The organism is Caulobacter sp. GW821-FHT12A07, from assembly GCF_058807655.1.
In genome coordinates this window covers 500,525-521,350 of the sequence record NZ_JBXAQX010000001.1, presented here as the reverse complement: position 1 = coordinate 521,350, position 20,826 = coordinate 500,525, and the positions used below count along the sequence as shown (strand labels likewise).

Genomic DNA, 20,826 nt, shown 5'->3' with positions numbered 1-20,826 from the left:
GCGCGGGGCTGGCCTCAGGTGTAGCGGTCGCGGGTGGCGGCGATGCGGGCCTTGGCCTCTTCCAGCTCCTGCACCTCGGTCGCCGCCAGCAGCGAGTTGAGCACGCGGGTGAGGTGGCGGCGCATGGCGTCGCGGGCGTCTTCCGAAGAGCCGGCGCGCAGGGCGGTGACGATGGCCATGTGCTCGTCGATGCGCGGGATCACCCCGGCGGCGTGGGCCTTCTGGCCCATCAGCTTGGTCTGGGGCGAGCGGGCGCGGGCTTCCCACAGCATCTCGACGGCGGCGATCATGGCGCTGTTCTGGGTCGAGGAGGCGATCAGCATGTGGAAGCGGCGGTCGGCGTCTTCGGCGCGGTCGACGTCGCGGGCGTTCTCGGCCTGCATCTCGATCACGAGGCGGTCGAGTTCGTCGAGGGCCTCGTCGTCGATGCGCTTGGCGGCCATGGCGCAGGCCTCGGCCTCGATGGCGCGGCGGGCCTCCAGCAGCTCGAACGGGCCGATGTCAGTGTCGCCGGCCTGACCCTGGGCGGGAAGCTGGGCCTTGACGTAGACGCCCGAGCCCAGCCGCACCTCGACCAGCCCGTCCAGCTCCAGCGCGATGATGGCTTCGCGGATGGTCGGGCGGGACACCGAATAGGTCTGGGCCAGGTCGCGCTCGGACGGCAGGCGCTGACCGACGGCGTAGCGGCCCTCGGCGATCTGGCCGGCCAGATCGCGGGCGACGCGTTCGTAAAGACGGCCTTCGACCTTGGTGGACATAAGCGACCTTATAAATTGGTCAGGCCAATATGGACAGGCCGAACCGCTGGGACTATTGAACTCCCATGGAAGACCACGGGAATCTCGACGTGCATACTAGTCAAACCCAGCCGTTCAAGGCAGCCGGTCTGCCGCCGCTGCGAATTACGGCGGCGCGGGTGATCGTCACCTCGCCCGGCCGCAACTTCGTCACCCTGAAGATCGAGACCGACCAGGGCGTCTACGGCATCGGCGACGCCACCCTGAACGGGCGCGAGAAGGCGGTGGTTTCCTATCTGGAAGACCACGTGATCCCGGTGCTGATCGGCCGCGACGCGCGCCGCATCGAGGACATCTGGCAGTATCTCTATCGCGGGGCCTACTGGCGTCGCGGTCCGGTGACCATGCGGGCCATCGCCGCCGTCGACGTGGCCCTGTGGGACATCAAGGCGAAAGCGCTGGGCGCGCCGCTGTACGACCTGCTGGGCGGGCGTTCGCGCGACGGCGTGCTGGTCTACGGCCACGCCAACGGCAGCGACCTGGAAGACACCGTCGAGGCCGTCGGCCGCTATATCGACGCCGGCTACAAGGCCGTGCGCGCCCAGTCGGGCGTGCCGGGCCTGGATCTCGCCTACGGCGTGGGCCGCGGCGACATGTACTACGAGCCGGCCGACGCCACCCTGCCGACCGAGACCACCTGGGACACCCGCAAGTACCTGCGCTACCTGCCGACCCTGTTCGAGGCGCTGCGCAAGGAGCACGGCTTCGACGTCGCTTTGCTGCACGACGGCCACCACCGGATGACCCCGCGCGAGGCGGCCCAGTTGGGCAAGAGCCTGGAGCCCTACGACCTCTTCTGGCTGGAGGACTCCACCCCGGCCGAGAACCAGGAGGCCTTCCGCCTGATCCGCCAGCACACCACCACGCCGCTGGCCGTGGGCGAGGTGTTCAACACGATCTGGGACGCCAAGGACCTGATCCAGGAACAGCTGATCGACTACATCCGCACGACCATCGTCGGGGCCGGCGGCCTGACCCACCTGCGCCGCATCGCCGACTTCGCCTCGCTGTGGCAGGTGCGCACCGGCTGCCACGGGGCCACCGACCTGTCGCCGGTGACCATGGGAACCGCGCTGCACTTCGATACCTGGGTTCCGAACTTCGGCATCCAGGAATACATGCGCCACTCGCCCGAGACCGACGCGGTGTTCCCGCACGACTACCGCTTCGACAAGGGCTTGCTCTACGTCGGCGACACCCCCGGCCACGGCGTCGACATCGACGAGGCCCTGGCGGCCAAGTACCCTTACGAGCCGCGCCAGCTGCCGGTGGCGCGCCTGGAAGACGGGACGATGTGGAACTGGTGATCCCTAGACCCCTCTCTCTTTGAGAGAGGGAGGGACCCACGCCGCAGGCGTGGGAGGGTGAGAGGTTACACTCTCTCCGAATGAGGCGCGGACCTGAGCAGATCCGCCTCCCCTGATCTTAAGCCTGGGAATAAGGGGCCGTCCCGAAAGGGGCGGCCCTTTTTGCGATTACCGGAAGCGGTGAAACCTCTCACCCTCCCACCGCTTCGCGGCGGGCCCCGCCCTCTCTCTCAGAGAGAGGGGTCAGGCCGTGGGCCGTCGCCGCTGCATCCGCGTCAGGTCCAGCGGCTCCAGGATCCGCAGCAGCAGGTCGCGCATGGCGGCTTCGGCGTCGGCGGGGCGGCGGGCCAGGATGGCGTCGGCGATGCGGGCGTGGGCGGGCAGGTGCTGGTCGGCCTGCTGCTCGATCCCCGGCCGCTGGGCGCCGAAGCGCAGGGCCGCCTCGATGACGTCGCGCATGTGGCGGTGGAAGCGGTTGCCGCTGGCCTCCAGCACGGCCACGTGGAAGGCGATGTCGGCCGTCAGCGGATCCTCGTCGCCCTGCTCGGCGGCGGCCATGCGGGCCAGGGCCTGCTCGATCCCGGCCCGGCGGGGGGCGTCGGCCTCGCGCGCGGCCAGAGCGGCGGCCGTCGGCTCGACGCTGAGCCGCAACTGGGTGAACTCGATCAGCAGGTCCAGCGAGAACTTCCGTGTACGGATCCACGACAGGATGTCGGGGTCCAGCAGGTTCCAGTCGTCCTCGGCGTTGACCGTGGTGCCGCGCCGCGCGCGGCTGGCCACCAGGCCCTTGGCGATCAGCATCTTCACCGCCTCGCGCACGACGGTGCGGGAGGTCTGGTAGCGATCGCAGATCTCGGTCTCGGTCGGGAAGGCCCGCACGGCGAAGGCGCCGGTGACGATCAGCTGGCCCAGGTCGTTGGCCAGGGTCTGGCTGAGGGTTCCCGCCGTGGTCAGCGAACGCGTCACGAGCGGGCTCCGTAGATGGGCGATTGGCGGGGCGAGGGCAGGGAGGGGCGCGGCGTCGGCGCGCCCACCGCCTTGACGGTCAGGTCGTCGAACCACGGCGTGGACAGGCGGGTCTTGTCGGCGCCGGCCAGCAGGCCCGCCATGCCGGCGGGGTAGAGCGTGTTCTCGGCGGTCAGCACCGGGGCGTCGTTGACCAGGCCCGTGATGCGCGGCCCCTGGAAGCGCAAGGCCAGCCGCAGCCAGCGGCCCGGTCCGGCGCCGGCCAGGACGGTGTCGCCCAGCACCAGCTCGCCGCCCTCGCCCTCGAACCTGCCGGCCTTGATCAGGGCCTGCTGCTCGGCGTCGCCCACGGCCTTCTTCGGATCCTTCTTGCCCCGGATGGCGACGAGCCGGCAGCGGCCGTCGTGGGCCAGCTCCAGGAAATAGCCCTTGGGCGTGAAGCCGTAGCCCGTGCCGACATGGTTGATCCTGCCCATCACGGCGGCGGTGTCGCCGGGGTTCAGCCAGACGGCGGCCGAGACCTCGTAGTCGGTCCAGTCGGCGTCGCCGAGGATGGTGTAGGGCCGCCAGTCCGGGGCCCAGGAGATGGTCGGGATCGGAACCACCTGGCGCAGGCAGCGGCCGGCCTTGCCGTCCGGCCGGTCGGCCAGTTCGAAGGCGCCGGCGATGTCGGCGGTGTAGCGCGGCAGCCAGCCGTGGGCGGCGGGACGGGCGTAGCCGGCGAAGGTCTCGCGATAGGGGAACGGGAAGCGGGCGGGCGGCGGCGCGGCCTCGAACGATCCCTTGCGCTGGCCGCGCGTGGTCGACAGCGAATAGATGGCGTTCGGGGTCAGGGTGATCGTGACGGCGCCGTTCTCGACGGCGAGGTCGTCCTGGCGGATGAATTGCTCGGCCGCGTCGCTGCGCCAGACGCACAGGGGCTGGTCGGAAAGCCCGCCGCCGACGGCGATGCGCAGCGTCTGCGGACCCTGCGCGTCCTTGGTCTCGACGATCAGGCTCCAGTCCTCGCCCGGCGACTTCAGCGTCACGTAGGAGCCGTCCCGAGGCAGCATGCCGCAGCCACCGGCGAGATAGGTCCAGCCGACCTGGCTGAACTGGCCGTAGTGGGCGTAGCCCCACAGCGCCTCGCGCACCTTGTAGTGGCCGCTCCACGGCTGGTGGGCGAGGACGGCGGCGGGGTCTTCCGGATAGGGCTCGATCGGATAGACGCCGGCGATGTCGTACCAGTTGACCACCTTGGTCGCGCCGCTGAGGACGAAGTTGTGGTTGAAGGCGCGGACGATGCCGATCGTGCAGTCGAAGCCCTTCAGATAGACGTGGTCCTCGGTGTTCCAGATCGGCTTGCCCATCGCTTTCGCCATGGCCTGCACCTCGGCCGAGGCGTGGCCGTTGGCGTAGAAGACGTGGGCGCCGATGACGTCGATGGCGTCGCGCAGCTGCGGGTCGGCGGCCATGTCGGCGACGAAGTCGAGCTTGTCCTTGGGCCAGTTGTCGAAGGCGTGCAGCTTGACCTTGGCGAAGCCGCGCTGGTTCAGCGCCTGGCGGAAGGCCTTCACGAACGGATAGTCGGCGCCCTTCTCGTTGCGGCAGCCGACGGCGTCCATCTCCAGGCCGTGGACCGAGCGCAGCCCCTCCAGCCACGTGATGTAGTAGTCGATGGTGTCGGCCGACCAGAACTGGCCGCCGCCCAGCCAGCCGGGCGCGCTCCAGGCCGCGCCGTCGAGGCTCAGGGCGGGGTTGCGCTTCCTGGCTTCACGCAGGATCCACCACGTGTAGCCGCGCTCGTAGCTGAGGTCGCCGCGGGCATGCATGTGGCTGGGCATCGAGCCTTGGGTGGAGTTGCCGTCGCCGGGGATCTCGACCAGCAGGGCGCTGACCGAGGCGCCGAATTTCGGCTTGTAGAGCAGGTCGAGGATCTGGCCGCGCTGGGGCTCGGGATAGTCCTTCAGCAGCACCGAGGTGGCGCCGCCGCCATTGACCACGCCGATCCCGTCGAAGCGCGGGCCGCCGGCGTCGCCATGGAGCGTGATGGTGTGAGCGGCTGGCGCGGCGAGGGCGCGGCCGGCGAAGGCGTGGCAGAGGATCGAGGTCGCGCCCAGCAGGTGCAGGCGGCGCGAGAGGTCCGGTCGGCCGGACGGCGGGCGGGGCCCGCGAGACTTCCAGATCGCCATCGGTGAGCCCTGTCGGTCGCGGACCGGCGGGGGCCGGTCGCAGGTACAAGCAAAGGGGGCCCGGAGGGCTCCGCCCCGGCGCGGACGCCGGGGCGGAAGGCAGGCTTAGTTGCGGTAGGTGAAGCCCACCGCAACGCGGGCACCGCCGTAGGACACCGACCACGGGTTGGGCTTGCCGTCGAAGCCGCGGCTGTCCGAACCGACCGACAGGCGGGCGGCGTTCAGCATGTTGCGGGCTTCGGCGTAGATCTCGAAGTTGCGGTTCAGGCGACGCGAGATCTTGGCGTCGAGGTACTCGTACTTCTCCGAGTAGAAGGGCTCGCTCGGGTTGTACGGGAAGCCGACGAAGTTGCCGATGTTGGTGTTCGGCGCGTTACGCACCGGCGAGGCGCTGGTGTTGCCGCACGGCGAGATGCACGACAGCACCCGGTCGCGGGTCTGATAGGCGATGCGGGCCTTGGTGACGCCGTCGTCGTACCAGAACACCAGGTTGGCGAAGTACTTGGACTGGCCGATCGGATCGAGCGCCTCGCCGGTCAGCGGGTCCATGTAGGTGACCGAGTTGTTCGACTTGGTGGTCGAGACGTTGAAGTCCATCCCGGTCTTGCTGAACTTCCAGGGCAGGAAGGTGAAGGCGGTCTTGGCGACGAACTCCCAGCCCGACTGCACGTAGCCCGGACCGTTCTGGTAGGTGGTCATGGCGAAGTCGACGTCGGACAGCTGGCGGTCGGTGCCGGGCACCACCGTGTCGCTGCCGTCGAAGATCGTGCGGTTGTTCTTCAGCGGCACGGCGATGGCGCCGCCGACCCGGACCTTCTGGCGGTAGTAGGCGACGCTGAACGAGGTGTCCTTGTTGGGATACCACTCGAGCGAGGTGTTGTTCTTGGTCGCCTGGTAGGGCTTCAGGTCCGCGTTGCCGAAGGTGCCGCAGCTCATGTCCTGTGACGAGCCGTCGGTCTCGATGACGTCGAGGCGGCGTTCGTCATAGGTGCACGAGCCGCCCGGCCACAGGTACTTCATGGCCGGCGGGGCGACGGTCTTGGCCCAGCTGTAGCGCAGCGCGACCTTGTCCGGGATGGTCCAGAGGACGGCGTTGTACGACGGCAGCCAGCCCGTGTAGGACTTGTTGAGGGTCACCTGCTTGGTGATCGCGCCGGTGCTGACGCCCAGGGCGTTGTTCGGATCGGCCGGGTTGAAGTTGCTGTTCTTCAGCGTGTAGTTCAGCGTGACGTAGCCCGAACCGGCCACCTCGGTCTTGAACATCCGGCTGCCCAGGTTGCCCTTGAGCTCCATGCCGAACGGCAGGTCGTACGCCAGGTCGGCCATCCAGTACCACGAGCTCATGGTCTCTTCGGTGGCGTTGAAGGGCTGGTCGTAGACCTTGCCGTCGCTGGCCGTGCACGACTTGATGCAGCCCAGGTTGTAGTTGGCCGCGCTGGCCAGCTGCGAATAGGCCTTCGGCACGTCGATGCTGTCCCACAGCTCCAGGCCCGAAGTGCCCTCGTAGCCCTTCATGAACGGGCCCGAGTTCTCTTCCAGCGAGTTCTGGTAGATCGAGATCAGCTGCGCCTGGGTCAGGGTCTCGATGCCGTACAGGAAGTTCAGGCCCGTGGTCGGGTTCGGGGCGTAGCCGTAGACGCAGGCGTTGGCCGCGGTGGTGGTCGCCACGTTCTGACAGGCCCGCACGTCGCTGCGCAGGGTCAGGGTTGGCACGAAGACGCCGGTGGTGGGCGAGTAGCCGCCGTTGCCCCAGGATTCAGCCGTGGCGTTGCGGTACAGGGCGCCCACCTTGAAGCGGGTGAACAGCGGCATGTCCGGCAGGTAGGTCAGGTCGAACTTGACCTGGTCTTCGGCGCTTTCAACGAGGCGCGGCGTGAACGACAGGCGATAGGCGTTGCTGTACGACGGCATGCCGACCGCCGTGGGGTTCAGCATCTGCACGAAGTTCGACATGTTGGTCTCGTCGTACGAGGCCGGCGTGTCGATCGTCCAGATGCCGTTCTCCAGCACGCGCATCGTCGCGTTGCCGTAGTTGTAGGAGCGCGACAGGCGGATGTCCTGGCGGCTGTACTTGCTCTCGTTGTGGCCATAGGTCAGGTCGGCCGTGATCGGGCCGTGCTCGTACTTGGCGCCGCCCGACCAGTACTTGGTGTGCCAGTCCTGCTGGTTGTTGATGTGGTCGATATTGACCCCGGCGTTGGTGATGTCGAACTGGGTCAGGTGGTGGTTGCCGTCGACCTGGATCGAGCCCGGCACGATGTTGGCCGCCACGCCGTACAGCGGGAAGGCGTTGTTGGTGACCGCCGTGCCCGGCGTGGTGTCGATCGTGAAGGCGCTGGTCGGCAGGCCCGGCATGTAGATGTAGTAGCCGCCGCCGTTGACGGCGCTCAGCACGTTGGGCGTGCCGGCCGGATAGAAGGTGTTGGTGGTCAGCGAGGTGGTCGTCTGGCCGGTCGAGGCCCCGTACAGGGTGGCGATGCCGCCGCGGGTGCGCTGACGGTTCTCTTCCAGCTGGTCACGGTTGGAGACCTGGTACTTGGCGAAGATCGTCAGGTCGTCGTTGACGCGATAGTCCAGGCGGATGTCCCACGACAGGCGCTCTTCGTACTGCGACCAGTTCTGATCGCGCACCAGGTTGGGCGTGTAGTCGTTCCACTGGTTGAGGCAGCTGATCTGCGAGTTGATCTGGGCCTGCTGGGCCGCCAGGCGGTTGGCGCCGTTGGAGCCGGCGACGATCGTGCCGAGCTGGGCGTCGTTCAGCAGCGGGAAGGCGGCGAGACACTCGGCCTTGGTCTTGGCCGCGGCCGACTTGGTCAGCACGTCGACCGGGGTCGGGGCGTTCCAGAAGCCGCCGCCGGTCAGGGCCCACGAACCGATCGGATCGGTGGCGCCGGTGCCGTTGGCGGTGGCCGGGTTGTAGGTGAAGGTCTTGTCCGGCGAGTTGTCGAAGTCGGCGAAGCGCGTGTAGCCCTGGGCGTTGTTCGAGCCGCCGTTGTTCAGCGAGTGGCTGTCGTTCAGGCGCTTGCTGTAGCTGATGTTGGCGATGACGCCGAGGCGGTCGTCGAGGAACTTGCGCGAGGCGACGACGCCGATTTCCGGCGAGGCCTTCTGCGACAGGGTGTTGCCCGCGGCCGCGCCACGCACCGAGATGTAGGGCTTCTTGAAATCGAGGCCGGTGCGGGTCTGGATCTGGATCGTGGCGCCCAGGCCGCCCGGGGTCATGTCGGCCGTCTGGCCCTTGATGACGTCCAGGCTCTTGATCATTTCGGCGGGGAATTCGCGCAGGTCGGCGCTGCGGCCGTCGCCGCCGCCCACGGCCAGGTTGGCGCCCGAGGCGGCCACGCCCATGCCGTCCAGTTCCACGCGGGTCAGGTCGGCGCCGTTGCCGCGGACGACCACGCCGTCGCCTTCGCCCCAGCCGTTACGCTCGATGGCGACGCCGGCGATGCGCGACATGGCTTCGTTGACGTTGCCGTCGGGGAAGGAGCCGACGTCGTCGGCGACGATGGAGTCCTGGGCGGTGACGCTGCGCTTCTTGCGCGAGATCGACGACTGCTGCGAGGCGCGGGCGCCGACGACGATGGTCTCGACCTGCGTGGGCTCTTCCCGCTGCGCGGCGGTCGGGGCTCCGGCCGACGACGCGGTCTTGATGACTTCCTGCGCCCCGGCGATCTGCGGCGCGATAGCCGCGCTCAAGGCAATGACGGACACAGCAGCGGCCATCTGGCCGCGCGCGCTTAGGCGCTCCATTAGATTTCCTCCCGATGTATTTTATTTGGTCGAGGGCCCCTCAGCCCTCGCCGGACTTTGCAAGTCCGTTCATGCCCCCCGTGGTCACGCCTGCACGCGACCGGGCCGGCCTAGGGCGGTCCCGCCCTTGGTCTGAAAGCCATTGTTCCCTCTCCCCAGCCCTAGTGGGTGAACTTGGCCAGTCCCAATATGTTCGGGCCAGTTCCACTATGTGGCATGACCACTTCATTACATACCGGAGATATTTTGGCAAGAATTGATATTATCAATGTGACGAGAACTGTGGCCGAAAGGGCGCATTTTGGAGCGCCGTCGCCACAGGGCGTTGAGAGCTTTTCCGTTGAAAATTAGGGACTTGAGCGCTTGTGCGGAGCCGCCGCCCGGCGCGTTGCGCTACGCCAAGGCGGACGCGAAATCCGCCGCATTGTCGCCGCATGTTTCATGAACGCCACGTATTCGCGCCGCGCGGCACGACTCGCGGCCTGACCACCTGCGCCGCTGAAATCTTAGAGCGGAGCGACAAAGGGGAGGTGGCGGTCCAGGAGGGACTCGAACCCCCGACCTTCGCTTTAGGAAAGCGCTGCTCTATCCTGCTGAGCTACTGGACCGTGCGGCATGGCGCGGACCGGGTGCATAGCGCATGTTGCGGCGGGTGCGAAGCCCGGGCGAGGCGACGGCGCGGCTGATTGTCGCAAGTAGAGCGTGTGCGGGCGCCTGGCCTTGGCAAACGGTAGCGCTACAAAGCCTTGATCTCCCTCGGCTGTCGGTCGGCGCAAGGACTCTGTTAACCTTCCCGGCAACCGGGAGTAATCCTGTGCGGCGCCACGCCTCTTGTTGTTGTCCCCCCGACGCGTGCTAGGTTTGGGCGCAAGTAGCCCCGCGAGCGTCAAATCCTTATGCTGGACATGGCCGAACACGACTTGTCGGGCGGTGAAGACGATTCTGCGCTGCTGACTCTGGTCGAGACGATCGAGGAGCTGTCGGCGACGCGCACGATCGACGAGGTGGCCGCCGTGGTCCGCTCGTCCGCGCGCCGGATCTCCGGCGCGGACGGCGTGGCCTTCGTGCTGCGCGACAACGACTGCTGCTGGTACCTGGACGAAGACGCCATCGGCCCGCTGTGGAAGGGCAAGCGCTTCCCGCTGACCGCTTGCATCTCGGGCTGGGCGATGCTGAACCGCCAGACGGTGGTGATCCCCGACATCTACCAGGACGACCGGATCCCGCACGACGCCTACCGGCCGACCTTCGTCAAAAGCCTGGTGATGACGCCGGTGCGCACCCGCGATCCGATCGCGGCCCTGGGCGCTTACTGGGCCAAGGAACATACGCCGCCGCCGGAGATCGTCGCCAAGCTGCAGGTCATGGCCCGCGCCACGGCCGCGGCTCTGGAGAGCGGCCGGCTGCACGCCTCGCTCAACAAGGAGCTGGAGCGGCGCACCTTCCTGATGCGCGAGCTGGATCACCGGGTGAAGAACACCCTGGCCTCGGTGCAGTCGATCGCCAGCCAGACCCTGCGCACGGCGACCTCGCCGGCGGCGTTCAACGAGTCGTTCGAGTCGCGCCTGCTGGCCCTGTCGCAGGCCCACGAGCTGCTGACCAAGCAGGCCTGGGGCAAGGCCCACCTGCGCGAGATCCTGGCCGCCGCCATGCGCCCGTTCGGCGGGCTGGAGGACGGCCGTTTCGTGGTCGAGGGGCCGCCGATCGAGATCACGCCCGAGGCGGCCGTGGCCGTGCACATGACCCTGCACGAACTGATCGTCAACGCGGCCAAGTACGGGGCGCTGTCGGCTCCGGAAGGAAAGGTGTTCGTCTCCTGGCGCGTCGAGGACGCGGGCGGACTGCACCCGACCTTCGCCCTGGAATGGCGCGAGCGCGGCGGCCCGACCGTCGTGGCCCCGGCGCCCGGCGGCGAGGGCTTCGGCTCGCGGCTGATCCGGCGCGGCCTGTCGCGCGATCTGGGCGGTTCGGCGCTGCTGGACTTCGCCCCCGAAGGCCTGGTCTTCACCTTCCGCGCTCCGTTGTCGCAAAGGCTGGCGGCGGCATGAACGGGCGGCGGATCATGATCGTCGAGGACGAGGCCCTGGTGGCCATGATGGTCGAGGACCTGCTGACGGATCTCGGCTGCGAGGTTTCCGGCTCGTTCGGGGCCGTGGGCGAGGCCCTGGCCTATCTCGACGACGACAAGCCCAGCCTCGACGGCGCGGTGCTCGACATCAACATCGGCGGCGAGATGGTGTTTCCCGTGGCCGAGGCGCTGCGGGCCAAGGGCGTGCCCTTCGTCTTCGCCACCGGCTACGGCGCCCTGCCGCGCAAAGGCTTCGAAGACGTCACCGTGCTGGCCAAGCCGATCAATTTCGGTCACCTGCGCGACGCCGTGCACGGGTTCGGCCACGCGGCCTGACGCCGCCCCGAAAAAGCCGCGCTTGGGCGAGCCGATATCGCTCGCCATGACCCGCAAGATCCTTACCGCCGCCGTGATCGGCGCCCTGAGCATGGGCGTGCTCGCCGCTGAGGCCCAGCCGCTGCGCAACCACATGCGCGAGCGTATCGCCCAGCGCCTGCAGGAAAAGCGCGCGGAAGAGGAGCGGCCGGTCGACCTGCAGGCCATCGCGCCGGGCGCCCGCAAGCTCACCGAGGCCTATGGGACGGCCAAGGGCCAGGCGATCGACGTCTATATTCCGCCGGGCGCGCAGGACGCGCCGGTGATCGTCATGGTCCACGGCGGGGCGTGGAAGATCGGCGACAAGGCCAATGTCGGCTCGATCGAGAACAAGCTGAAATACTGGCTGCCCAAGGGCTACGTGTTCGTCAGCGTCAACTACCGCCTGTTGCCCGAGGCCATGGCCTACGAGCAGGCGCAGGACGTGGCGCTGGCCCTGCGGCGGGTGCAGGACCATGCCGTCGAGTGGGGCGCCAGCGACCGGCGGATCGTGCTGATGGGCCACTCGGCCGGGGCGCACATCGTGGCCCTGCTGTCGTCGAAGCCCGAGATGGTCGGCAAGCCCTGGGCCGGCACGGTGGTGCTGGACTCGGCGGCGATGAAGGTCGCGTCGGTGATGGACGGTCGCCACCCGGGTTTCTACGACGAGGCGTTCGGCAGCGATCCGGCCGGCTGGGCCAAGGTCTCGCCGATGGACCAGTGGACGCCGGCGGCCGTGCCGATGCTGGTGGTCTGCTCGACGAAGCGTCCCGACAAGCCCTGCGACGACGCCAGGGCGTTCCAGGCGCAGGTGGAGAAGGCCGGTCAGGCGATGCCGGTGTTGCCGCAGGACCTCAGCCACGCCGACGTCAACCGGACACTGGGCCTGCCGGGGGCTTATACGCAGGCGGTGGAGGCTTGGATCAAGCAGCGGGCGGGGCGCTGATGGTTCACCTTCTCCCAGAGGGAGAAGGAGGGGCCCGCGCCGCAGGCGTGGGAGGATGAGGGGTTACGAGGCCGGCCGGCGTGCCGGTTCGATCGCGGGCCATGCGATGAGGGTGTAACCCCTCACCCTCCCACCGCTTCGCGGCGGGCCCCTCCCTCTCCCTATGGGAGAGGTTTCTCTAGCCCGGCTCCCCGTAGACGATCCCGCGTCCGTCCGTGCCGACATAGACCCGGCCGTAGACGCGCATGTCGGCGGCCAGGCAGCGGAAGCGGCGGCCGTATTCGTGGCGGGGGTCGTTGACGCGGACCCAGCTCCTGCCTTCGTCGTCCGAGCGCCAGATGGCCTTCACCCCGTCCTTGCGGCCGATGGCGAAGAGAGCAGGCCAGGGCTTGCCGGGCGGCGAGGCGCCGAGGTCGAGCTGGTCGACCTGCACGCCGCCGTCGATCCGCGTGAAGCGCGCGCCGCCGTCGGTGGAGCGGAAGAGGCCCTGGGTGGAGACGAACCACAGATGGCCGGCCTGGCCGGGCGCGGCCTTCAGCGGCCAGGGGATCTCGCGCCAGGTCACCTGGTCGGCCGACAGGTCGGCGGGCAGGCCGCGCACCGGGGCTTCGACGAAGCTGGCGCCGGCGTCGGTGCTGAGGAAGCGCTTGCCGGTCTGAAGGTCGATGGCGGTGAAGCGCCTGGGATCGACGCGGTCGGGCACGGGGCGCACCCAGGCCGGCAGGCCCTTGCTGGCTTGCCAGGTCGCGCCTTGGTCGCGGGTGATCTGGGCCTGGGCGGTCATGACCATGAACACGCTCCCGTCGGCGTTGACGACGATGGCGGCGTCGTCGTGCGGGTCGGGACCGCGCCGGCCCTGGCCGGGCGGCGGCGGAGCGCTGCCGATGCGCGGCGCGGTCATCGGCGCCCAGCTGCGCCCGTGGTCGCCGGACCAGGCCAGGGTCGGGCCGCCGTGGCGCTGGTGCGGCGTGCCGCTACGGACGACGATGGCGGGTTTGCGGCCCGCGTAGTCGATGAAGTTGGTGTTGCCGAACACCGGGGTGGTGAACTGGTCGGTCGGCGAGACGGACAGGTCGTCGTGCACGAAGCCGGAGATGTCGCCGAAACCGCTGAGCAGTTGCGGACCTTCGGGCAGGCTGGCCAGGGTGATGATCGCCGTCTGCTCGATGCCCTCGACCCATGGGAACCAGGTGGTCGGGCGGCCGGCGGCGGCCTTGGTGAACTCGCGGGTGGCGTAGATGGTCGCGCCGGTGGTGTAGCAGGCGAAGTCGGGGTCGAACGGATCGATGGCCAGACCCGCCATCCACCAGCCGAAGTCGGCCTCCGGCTCGCCCCAGTGCAGGAAGGGCGTGGTCGTCACGTCGCGGCGGGCGTCGGGATAGAGGTCGGTCCAGGTCGCGCCGTGGTCGGTGGAGCGCCACAGGGTGTCGTGCGGGTTCCAGCGGTTGAGGCTGGTCACCGCCACCGCGCCGCCTCCGTCCACCGCCACGCCCATGAAGCCGCCGCCGCGCTGGGCCTGCGGCTTGGCGGGCGTGACCTCGGTCCAGGCGTTGTTCGCCGTGTCGAGCCGCCAGACCGCGCCGTCGGCCACGTTCGACGGGCCGATACCGCTGGAATAGGTGACGTAGAGCCGGCCCTCGCGATCCAGCGCCGCCTTGCAGGCCAGATAGGCGTGCGGGGCGGGGATCGGCTTCCAGCTGGCCCCACCGTCGTCGCTGCGCCACAGGTGATGCTCGGAGGGATCGGCGACGCCGACGAAGAGCGTTTTCGACCCCTGGCCCGGCTGGCCGCTGCGGGGATCGAAGATCACGAACGACAGGCCGCCGTGCGTGGGGGCGGGGCGGGCGTTGAGGCCCAGGCCCGGCAGCGGGAAGCTGGCGGACTTGCCCCAGGTCGCGCCCCGGTCGCGGCTGACCTGCAGGCCGTCGTGGCGCGAGGCGAAGTACAGGGTGCGGGTGTCGTTGGGATCAATGGCCAGGCGCTCGCCCAGGCCGCGGCCGTCCTCGTTGCCGCCCATGCGGAAGGGGACGGGGATCACGGTCCAGTCGGTCCCGCGGTTCTCCGAGCGCAGGATGGCGGCCGGATCGGGCCGGCCCATGCCGCAGGCCAGGTAGACGATGTTGGCGTCGAGCGGATCGGTCGCGACGCTCTCGACGCCCTGCCAGCTGCCCTGGGCCTGATCGTCGAGCAGCGGGATCCAGCGGCTTTCCGAGGCCTGCCAGCGATAGGCCCCGCCCATGTCGGAGCGCAGATAGGCCAGGCCCTTTTCGACCGGACTGAATACGACGCCGGGCACGAAGCCGCCGCCGCCGACCCGCACGTTGCGCCAGCGATAGGGCAGGGCGCGCGTCGCCGCGTGGGCGGCGGCTCCAAAAGGCAGCGCTGTCATCGCCGTGCCGAGAAGCAGGCCCTGGAGGGTTTCGCGGCGGCTCGGGGCTGAAGTGAACGACATGGCGACCCTAATGCGAAGCGTAGTTTTCCCGTGATCTCGCATGAGCCGAGACCGTTTCGCCAGCCACAATTGTTAGCGCTAACCAAGCTCTACCGACGCGCGCCGTGGCCGAAAGGACGCAGCCTGAATGCAAATGCGAATCCATTGCATCCTGAGGTTTGACAGCCCCGGACCCGGCGCCTATGCGCTCTTGCGACTTATTCTTGATTGCACGAGCGCCCCAGATGTCCCGATCCCTTCGCGCCTTCCTCCTCGCCGCGGCCATGAGCCCGGCCCTGCTGGCCGCCGCCCACGCGGCCGAGGCCCCGGCCGCCGACGGCGCGGCCGACAACCTGGACGGCGTGGTGGTGACCGGCGCCAAGACCCGCACCTCGGCGGTGACGGGCCTGGACATGAGCCTGCGTGAGACGCCGCAGTCGGTGACCATCATCGACGGCGCGACGATCCACGACTTCGCCCTGACCAACATCAACGACGTGCTGGCCCTGACCACCGGCGTCAACGTCGAGAAGGTCGAGACCGACCGCACCTATTACAACTCGCGCGGCTTCGACATCACCAACTTCCAGGTCGACGGCGTGGGGCTGCCGCTGATCTGGGGCATCCAGTTCGGCGAGCTCGACACCGTGCTGTTCGACCGCGTCGAAGTGGTGCGCGGCGCCAACAGCATGATGACCGGCACCGGCAACCCGTCGGCCACCGTCAACTACGTGCGCAAGCGCCCGACCGCCGAGTTCCAGGCCAACGCCGCCCTGCAGTACGGCTCGTGGGACTCCAAGCGCCTCGAGGCCGACGTCTCGGGTCCGCTGAACGAGAGCGGCACGCTGCGCGGCCGGCTGATCTACGCCAACGAGGACCGCGACTCCTATCTCGACCACTACAAGGTCAACCGGAACGTCTACGCCGCCCTGCTGGCCTGGGACGTGACCGACAACACCACGGCCACCTTCGGCTGGTCGATGCAGGACAACCGGGCGTCCGGCGTCCTGTGGGGCGCCCTGCCGCTGACCTACAGCGACGGCAGCCTGATCAATTACGACGTCTCGTCCTCGACCTCGGCCGACTGGACCTATTGGGACGTGCGCGACCAGACCGCCTTCGCCGAGGTCGAGCATCGCCTCGACAACGGCTGGCGCCTGAAGGCCATCGCCACGGCCAAGCGCTTCGAGGAGCACGCCAAGCTGCTCTACGCCTACACCGGCGCGGACGGCATCGACCCGACGACGGGCCTGGGCGTCTACGGCATGGCGGGCGTCTATCCGTCGATCTATGAGAGCTACACCCTGGACGCCTACGCCTCGGGTCCGTTCCAGGCCTTCGGCCGCGAGCACCAGCTGGTGGTCGGCGGCCAGGTCTCGCGTTCGGAAGGGCACGAGTACGAAGACTTCTCGAGCGACTCGATCGTCTATTCGTCGGTCTCGAGCTGGGGCTCGACCCAGCCGGCCGAGCCGAGCTTCCCCGGCGCCTATCTGTCGGCCAACGAGACCACCAAGCTGGCCCGCTTCTACGCCGGCGCCCATCTGAGCGTAACCGACAAGCTGAAGCTGGTGACCGGCTTCAACGCCCTGAAGCTGAAGGCCTACGGCTTCTCGTACGGGGCCGACATGGCCCGCGACGAAAGCAAGGTCAGCCCGTACCTCGGCGCGGTCTACGACCTGAACAAGAATGTCTCGCTCTACGCCAGCTACACCGACATTTTCAATCCGCAGTCGGAGGTCGACTCCACCCGCGCCAAGCTCGCCGCCGTGCACGGCAAGAGCTACGAGGCCGGGGTCAAGAGCGAGTGGTTCGACGGTCGCCTGTACGTGACCGGCTCGGTGTTCAAGGCCGTGCAGAACGGCCTGGCCGCCTGGGCCGGCTATTTCACCGACGGCAAGAGCTACTATTCGGCTCAGGACACCGAATCCAAGGGCTACGAGATCGAGGCCAGCGGCCGCATCACCGACAACTGGCGCGTCGGCGCCGGCTGGACGTCGCTGGAGATCGAGGACACGGCGACCGGCGCCGACGCCCGCATCTTCCTGCCGCGCAAGACGCTGAAGGCCTCGACCACCTACAGCGTGCGGTCGCTGCGCAACCTCAAGCTCGGCGCCGCCGTGCGCTGGCAGGACGAGATCACCACCGACGCCGCCGACGTCACCCAGGACGCCTATGCGGTGGTCGACCTGATGGCGGGCGTCGACGTCACCGACCGCATCCGCGGCACGCTGAACCTCAAGAACGTCGGCGACGAGAAGTACCTCAACAGCCTGATGTGGGGGCAGGCCTACTACGCCGCCCCGCGCAGCGTGTCGGTTCGCCTGGACTATCGCTTCTAATAATCGTTATTAAGAGAGGCGAGGCGGCCGGTCGATGGCCGCCTCGCCCTTGATGTTTGTTTTCGAGCCTTTCAGCCGCCTCGCATGGCGCGGAACCGAAGGGCTCCGGGAGGCCGGATGGACGCGCGCAATCTGGAAACACCTTACGCGCCGGACGTCACGCCGGTCCCGCAGCCGCCCGCGGCCTCGGTGGCCAAGGCCGTGCGCGCGGCCGTGCGGCCGACCCTGACCTTCGTCCACCGCTGGGTGGGCCTGTTCATCGCCGGCTTCCTGTTCATCTCGGGCGTCACCGGCGCGGTGATCTCGTGGGACCACGAGCTGGACGACGTCCTCAATCCGCACCTGATGCACGCCCGGACCGATGGTCCGGCCCTGCCGACCCTCGACATCGTCAAGCAGGTCGAGGCGCGCGATCCCCGGGTGATCGTCTCCTACTTCCCGCTGACCGCCGAGCCGGGCGAGACCCTGGCCATCGGCGTCGACGCCCGCCAGGACCCCAAGACCGGCAAGCACTACGAGCTGGGCTACAACCAGGTGTTCATCGACCCGGCGACCGGCGTCGAGCAGGGCCGGCGCGAGTGGGGCGCGGTGTGGCCGATCACCACCGAGACCTTCGTCTCGTTCCTCTACATCCTGCACTACACCCTGCACATTCCCGAGTTCTGGGGGATCGACCGCTGGGGCGTCTGGCTGCTGGGCGGGGTCGCGGTGCTGTGGACGCTGGACTGCTTCGTCGGCTTCTACCTGACCCTGCCGGCCAGCCCGACCAATGGCCGCAAGCCCGCCAAGAGCTTCTGGAGCCGCTGGAAGCCGGCCTGGCAGATCAAGACCAAGGCCAGCGCCTACCGGATCAATTTCGACATCCACCGGGCCTTCGGCCTGTGGCTGTGGGGCGTGCTGTTCGTGGTGGCCTTCACGGCCTTCTCGCTGAATCTCTACAGCGAGGTGTTCTATCCGGTGATGTCGAAGATCTCGAAGGTCTCTCCGACCCCGTTCGACACCCGCGTGCCGACCAGCCACGACAACCCGATCCTGCCCAAGCAGACCTATGAGGCGATCATCGCCAAGGCCAGGACGGACGCGGCCGCGCGCGGTTTCACCGCCCCGGTGGGCGGGGCGTTCTACTCGCCGCACTACGGCGTCTACGGCGTGGCCTTCCACAAGGTGGGCGACGACCACGGGGCCGGCGGCGTGGGCCCGCCCTACCTCTATTACGACGGCGCCGACGGCCGCTATCTGGGCGAGCGCCTGCCTTGGAAGGGCACGGCCGCGGACATCTTCGTCCAGGCCCAGTTCCCGCTGCACTCGGGCCGGATCCTCGGCCTGCCGGGCCGCATCCTGATCTCGCTGACCGGCCTGGTCGTGGCCGCGCTCAGCGTCACCGGCGTGGTCATCTGGCTGAAGAAGCGCCGGGCGCGGGTGCTGCGCAGGAAGCCGGCGTAAGGGTTCAGCAGGCCGTGTGGCCGCTCCGCGTCCAGGCGGCCGAGGCTTCGGCCAGGGCGCGGACGACCTCCAGGTCCACGTCGGCCAGGCGCTTGACGTAGATGCAGGAGACGGCGGAGCGGTGCTTGCCCAGCTTCGCCAGCAGGGCCTCGCGTTCGGGGAAGTCCGAGGCGAAATAGAGCACCAGCTCGGTCTTGCGCGGCGAGAAGCCGAGCAGAGGCCAGTCCATCGGCTTGGCGCCGCCGGTCGAATAGGACCCGAAGCCGACGATCGAAGGCCCCCACATCACCGCCGGCGCGCCGGCGACCTCGGCCAGCAGGGCGCGGATGGCCTGCGCGTCGGCCCGGCGTGCAGGCGGCGAAGCGGCCAGGAAGTCGTCGACGCTGGCGTCCGTCGGGCGGGTCTTGGGTTCGGCCATGGCGAAGACTCCGGTGCGGCCGATCGAGATTGAGCGCGATCGGATCTGCTGCCAAGCTGGCCATTAGGCGGAGCGGCAGGGGGAGCTTCATGCTGATGCGATTGGCGACTGTGGCGCTGGCCGGCCTGGTGCTTTCGGCGTGCGCCTCCGACGGCTGTCCGCCCGGACAGCGCAAGGCGAGCCGCATCGTCGGCTACGAGACGTTCGCGGACGACGGCGGCGCTACCATCGTCGCCAATATCTGCGTGCCCAAGCGCCCTGGTCCGGCCCCCAACGAAAAACGCCCCCGGTGAACCGGGGGCGTCTTCGAAGACGTCGTCGTTGAGGCGGAAGCCTCAGGCGGCGGTCTTGATCAGCGACTTGGTCAGGATGCCGATGGCGGCTTCGCGGTCGATGCGCTCGATGGCGGCGACTTCGCGGGCCATGCGGTCCAGGGCCGATTCATAGAGCTGACGCTCCGAATAGGACTGTTCCGGCTGGTTTTCGGCGCGGTGCAGGTCGCGGACCACCTCGGCGATCGACACCAGGTCGCCCGAGTTGATCTTGGCTTCGTATTCCTGGGCGCGACGCGACCACATGGTGCGCTTCACGCGGGCGCGGCCCTTCAGGGTGGTCAGGGCCTGATTGACGACGTCGCCTTCGGCCAGCGGGCGCAGGCCGGCGGCCTTGGCCTTCTTGGTCGGGACGCGCAGGGTCATCTTTTCGTGGTCGAAGGTGATGACGTAGACTTCGAGCGACATCCCGGCCACTTCCTGGGTCTCGATGCCCTGGATCGTCCCCACGCCGTGGGCGGGGTAGACGACGTGATCGCCGACCGAGAATTCCAGACCGCTCTTGCTCATTCGTTCGTCCTCATAAAATTGGGCTCGCGCCCAAAACGCCGTTTCCAAGCATCCCAAAAAGCGATAGCAACCCGTCCGTCGGAGAGGCGGGGCCAAGTCGGATCAGGATTTGGAGTGTCTCTTAAGTCACCCTTCGCCTTCGATCGGGCGAGCCGTTGAACGGCTGTCGTCTTCCACCAGACATGCGGGTGCGAGGGCGCATCCGTCACGTCGGAAGCGACAATAGCATAAAATTCAGCCTCATGAAAGGCTTGCGACCCGGCATGGGGTCGCGACGGCTGTAAACCGGCCTCTAGAGCCTGCCAGATTTGGATGGAAACCATCCAAATCTGATCAGCAGGCTCTAGATTCAAACATGTGGAGCGCGCCCGGGCGGGTTAGCCGCGCACACCTAACCCTGGCGCGCTCTGAAACGGGGATTCAGGCCCGGATCAGGAGCCCTTGCCGGGCTTTTCGCTGAAGTACTTCTCGAACTTGCCGGTCTCGCGCTCGAAGTCGGCGCGGTCGGCCGGCGGCTCGCCCTTGACGGTGATGTTCGGCCAGACCTTGGCGTAGTCGGAGTTGATCCGCAGCCACTTGCCGTCGGCCTCGTCCTCGGTGTCCGGCTTGATGGCGTCGACCGGGCATTCCGGCTCGCAGACGCCGCAGTCGATGCATTCGTCCGGATTGATCACGAGGGTGTTTTCGCCCTCGTAGAAGCAATCCACCGGGCACACCTCGACGCAGTCCATGAACTTGCAGCGGATGCAGGCGTCGGTGACGATGTAGGTCATCGGAACTTGGCGGCTTTCTGGGACGGACGGACGTAACGCGGCCGCGTTTTCGGAGCGACGGGCGTGAATGTCAATGCGGCGCGGTGCGCGGCGGGGCCAGGATTTCTGACGACGCCGACAGACGGGCGCCCGCGAGCGGCGCTTTGAGCACGCTTTGTCGGGCTTCCGACAATGAAGAACGGGGTTCGTCGAAAGATACCAATTCTTATGGAAGGCGTTTC

General features: G+C 68.2%; 15 protein-coding genes and 1 tRNA gene. 7 read left to right on the top strand and 9 right to left on the bottom strand.

From position 1 onward, the window contains the following. Positions 1–14 precede the first annotated feature (14 nt). Entirely contained in the window at positions 15–758 is a 744-nt protein-coding gene (locus tag AC1RRS_RS02445; RefSeq protein WP_492853787.1) for a FadR/GntR family transcriptional regulator, read from the bottom strand. A 137-nt stretch (positions 759–895) separates the two neighbouring features. On the opposite strand from AC1RRS_RS02445, the gene manD reads away from it, so the two are divergent. Then, positions 896–2,104, top strand: a complete 1,209-nt coding sequence (gene manD, locus AC1RRS_RS02440; protein WP_487288180.1) for a D-mannonate dehydratase ManD — start codon at positions 896–898, stop codon at positions 2,102–2,104. Positions 2,105–2,347: 243 nt separating this feature from the next. On the opposite strand, the gene AC1RRS_RS02435 is transcribed toward manD, so the two are convergent. The 4 genes from AC1RRS_RS02435 to AC1RRS_RS02420 form a co-directional block, all read right to left on the bottom strand. Further along, entirely contained in the window at positions 2,348–3,070 is a 723-nt protein-coding gene (locus AC1RRS_RS02435; RefSeq protein WP_492853786.1) for a FadR/GntR family transcriptional regulator, read from the bottom strand. Further along, positions 3,067–5,241, bottom strand: a complete 2,175-nt coding sequence (locus AC1RRS_RS02430) for a galactocerebrosidase (protein WP_492853785.1) — start codon at positions 5,239–5,241, stop codon at positions 3,067–3,069. Before AC1RRS_RS02430 ends, AC1RRS_RS02435 begins: the two co-directional genes overlap by 4 nt. A gap of 105 nt (positions 5,242–5,346) precedes the next feature. Beyond that, positions 5,347–8,937 (bottom strand): TonB-dependent receptor, encoded by a 3,591-nt coding sequence (locus AC1RRS_RS02425; RefSeq protein WP_492853784.1) that lies wholly within the window; start codon positions 8,935–8,937, stop codon positions 5,347–5,349. A 585-nt stretch (positions 8,938–9,522) separates the two neighbouring features. Beyond that, positions 9,523–9,599 (bottom strand) — tRNA-Arg (locus tag AC1RRS_RS02420). 297 nt (positions 9,600–9,896) lie between these two features. Here AC1RRS_RS02420 and AC1RRS_RS02415 point away from each other — a divergent pair. From AC1RRS_RS02415 to AC1RRS_RS02405, 3 genes are read left to right on the top strand one after another with little or no spacing between them, the layout of a single operon-like run. Continuing rightward, the gene (locus AC1RRS_RS02415) at positions 9,897–11,039 is read left to right on the top strand and encodes a sensor histidine kinase (protein WP_487288010.1); all 1,143 of its coding nucleotides are present in this window, start codon (positions 9,897–9,899) and stop codon (positions 11,037–11,039) included. Next, entirely contained in the window at positions 11,036–11,395 is a 360-nt protein-coding gene (locus AC1RRS_RS02410) for a response regulator (protein ID WP_058349276.1), read from the top strand. Before AC1RRS_RS02415 ends, AC1RRS_RS02410 begins: the two co-directional genes overlap by 4 nt. A gap of 46 nt (positions 11,396–11,441) precedes the next feature. Next, positions 11,442–12,359, top strand: coding sequence for an alpha/beta hydrolase (locus tag AC1RRS_RS02405; RefSeq protein ID WP_492853783.1), 918 nt, complete (start codon positions 11,442–11,444; stop codon positions 12,357–12,359). Between the two features lie 178 nt (positions 12,360–12,537). Here AC1RRS_RS02405 and AC1RRS_RS02400 read toward each other — a convergent pair whose 3' ends face one another. Continuing rightward, positions 12,538–14,811, bottom strand: coding sequence for a WD40/YVTN/BNR-like repeat-containing protein (locus AC1RRS_RS02400; RefSeq protein WP_492853782.1), 2,274 nt, complete (start codon positions 14,809–14,811; stop codon positions 12,538–12,540). A 224-nt stretch (positions 14,812–15,035) separates the two neighbouring features. On the opposite strand from AC1RRS_RS02400, the gene AC1RRS_RS02395 reads away from it, so the two are divergent. Further along, positions 15,036–17,129 (top strand): TonB-dependent siderophore receptor, encoded by a 2,094-nt coding sequence (locus AC1RRS_RS02395; protein WP_492853781.1) that lies wholly within the window; start codon positions 15,036–15,038, stop codon positions 17,127–17,129. Positions 17,130–17,246: 117 nt separating this feature from the next. Beyond that, positions 17,247–18,572, top strand: coding sequence for a PepSY-associated TM helix domain-containing protein (locus AC1RRS_RS02390; RefSeq protein ID WP_492853780.1), 1,326 nt, complete (start codon positions 17,247–17,249; stop codon positions 18,570–18,572). 4 nt (positions 18,573–18,576) lie between these two features. Here AC1RRS_RS02390 and AC1RRS_RS02385 read toward each other — a convergent pair whose 3' ends face one another. After that, the gene (locus AC1RRS_RS02385) at positions 18,577–18,990 is read right to left on the bottom strand and encodes a DUF1801 domain-containing protein (protein WP_492853779.1); all 414 of its coding nucleotides are present in this window, start codon (positions 18,988–18,990) and stop codon (positions 18,577–18,579) included. A 95-nt stretch (positions 18,991–19,085) separates the two neighbouring features. Here AC1RRS_RS02385 and AC1RRS_RS02380 point away from each other — a divergent pair, with 95 nt between their 5' ends. Further along, on the top strand, positions 19,086–19,283 hold the full coding sequence (locus tag AC1RRS_RS02380; RefSeq protein ID WP_492853778.1) for a hypothetical protein: 198 nt from the start codon (positions 19,086–19,088) through the stop codon (positions 19,281–19,283). A 42-nt stretch (positions 19,284–19,325) separates the two neighbouring features. Here the strand turns inward: AC1RRS_RS02380 and AC1RRS_RS02375 are convergent, their stop codons facing one another. Then, positions 19,326–19,832: a CarD family transcriptional regulator gene (locus AC1RRS_RS02375; RefSeq protein WP_487288017.1), complete on the bottom strand. Its 507-nt coding sequence runs from the start codon at positions 19,830–19,832 to the stop codon at positions 19,326–19,328. Between the two features lie 431 nt (positions 19,833–20,263). Continuing rightward, positions 20,264–20,605 (bottom strand): ferredoxin FdxA, encoded by a 342-nt coding sequence (fdxA, locus tag AC1RRS_RS02370; RefSeq protein ID WP_487288018.1) that lies wholly within the window; start codon positions 20,603–20,605, stop codon positions 20,264–20,266. Between the last annotated feature and the right edge of the window lie 221 nt (positions 20,606–20,826).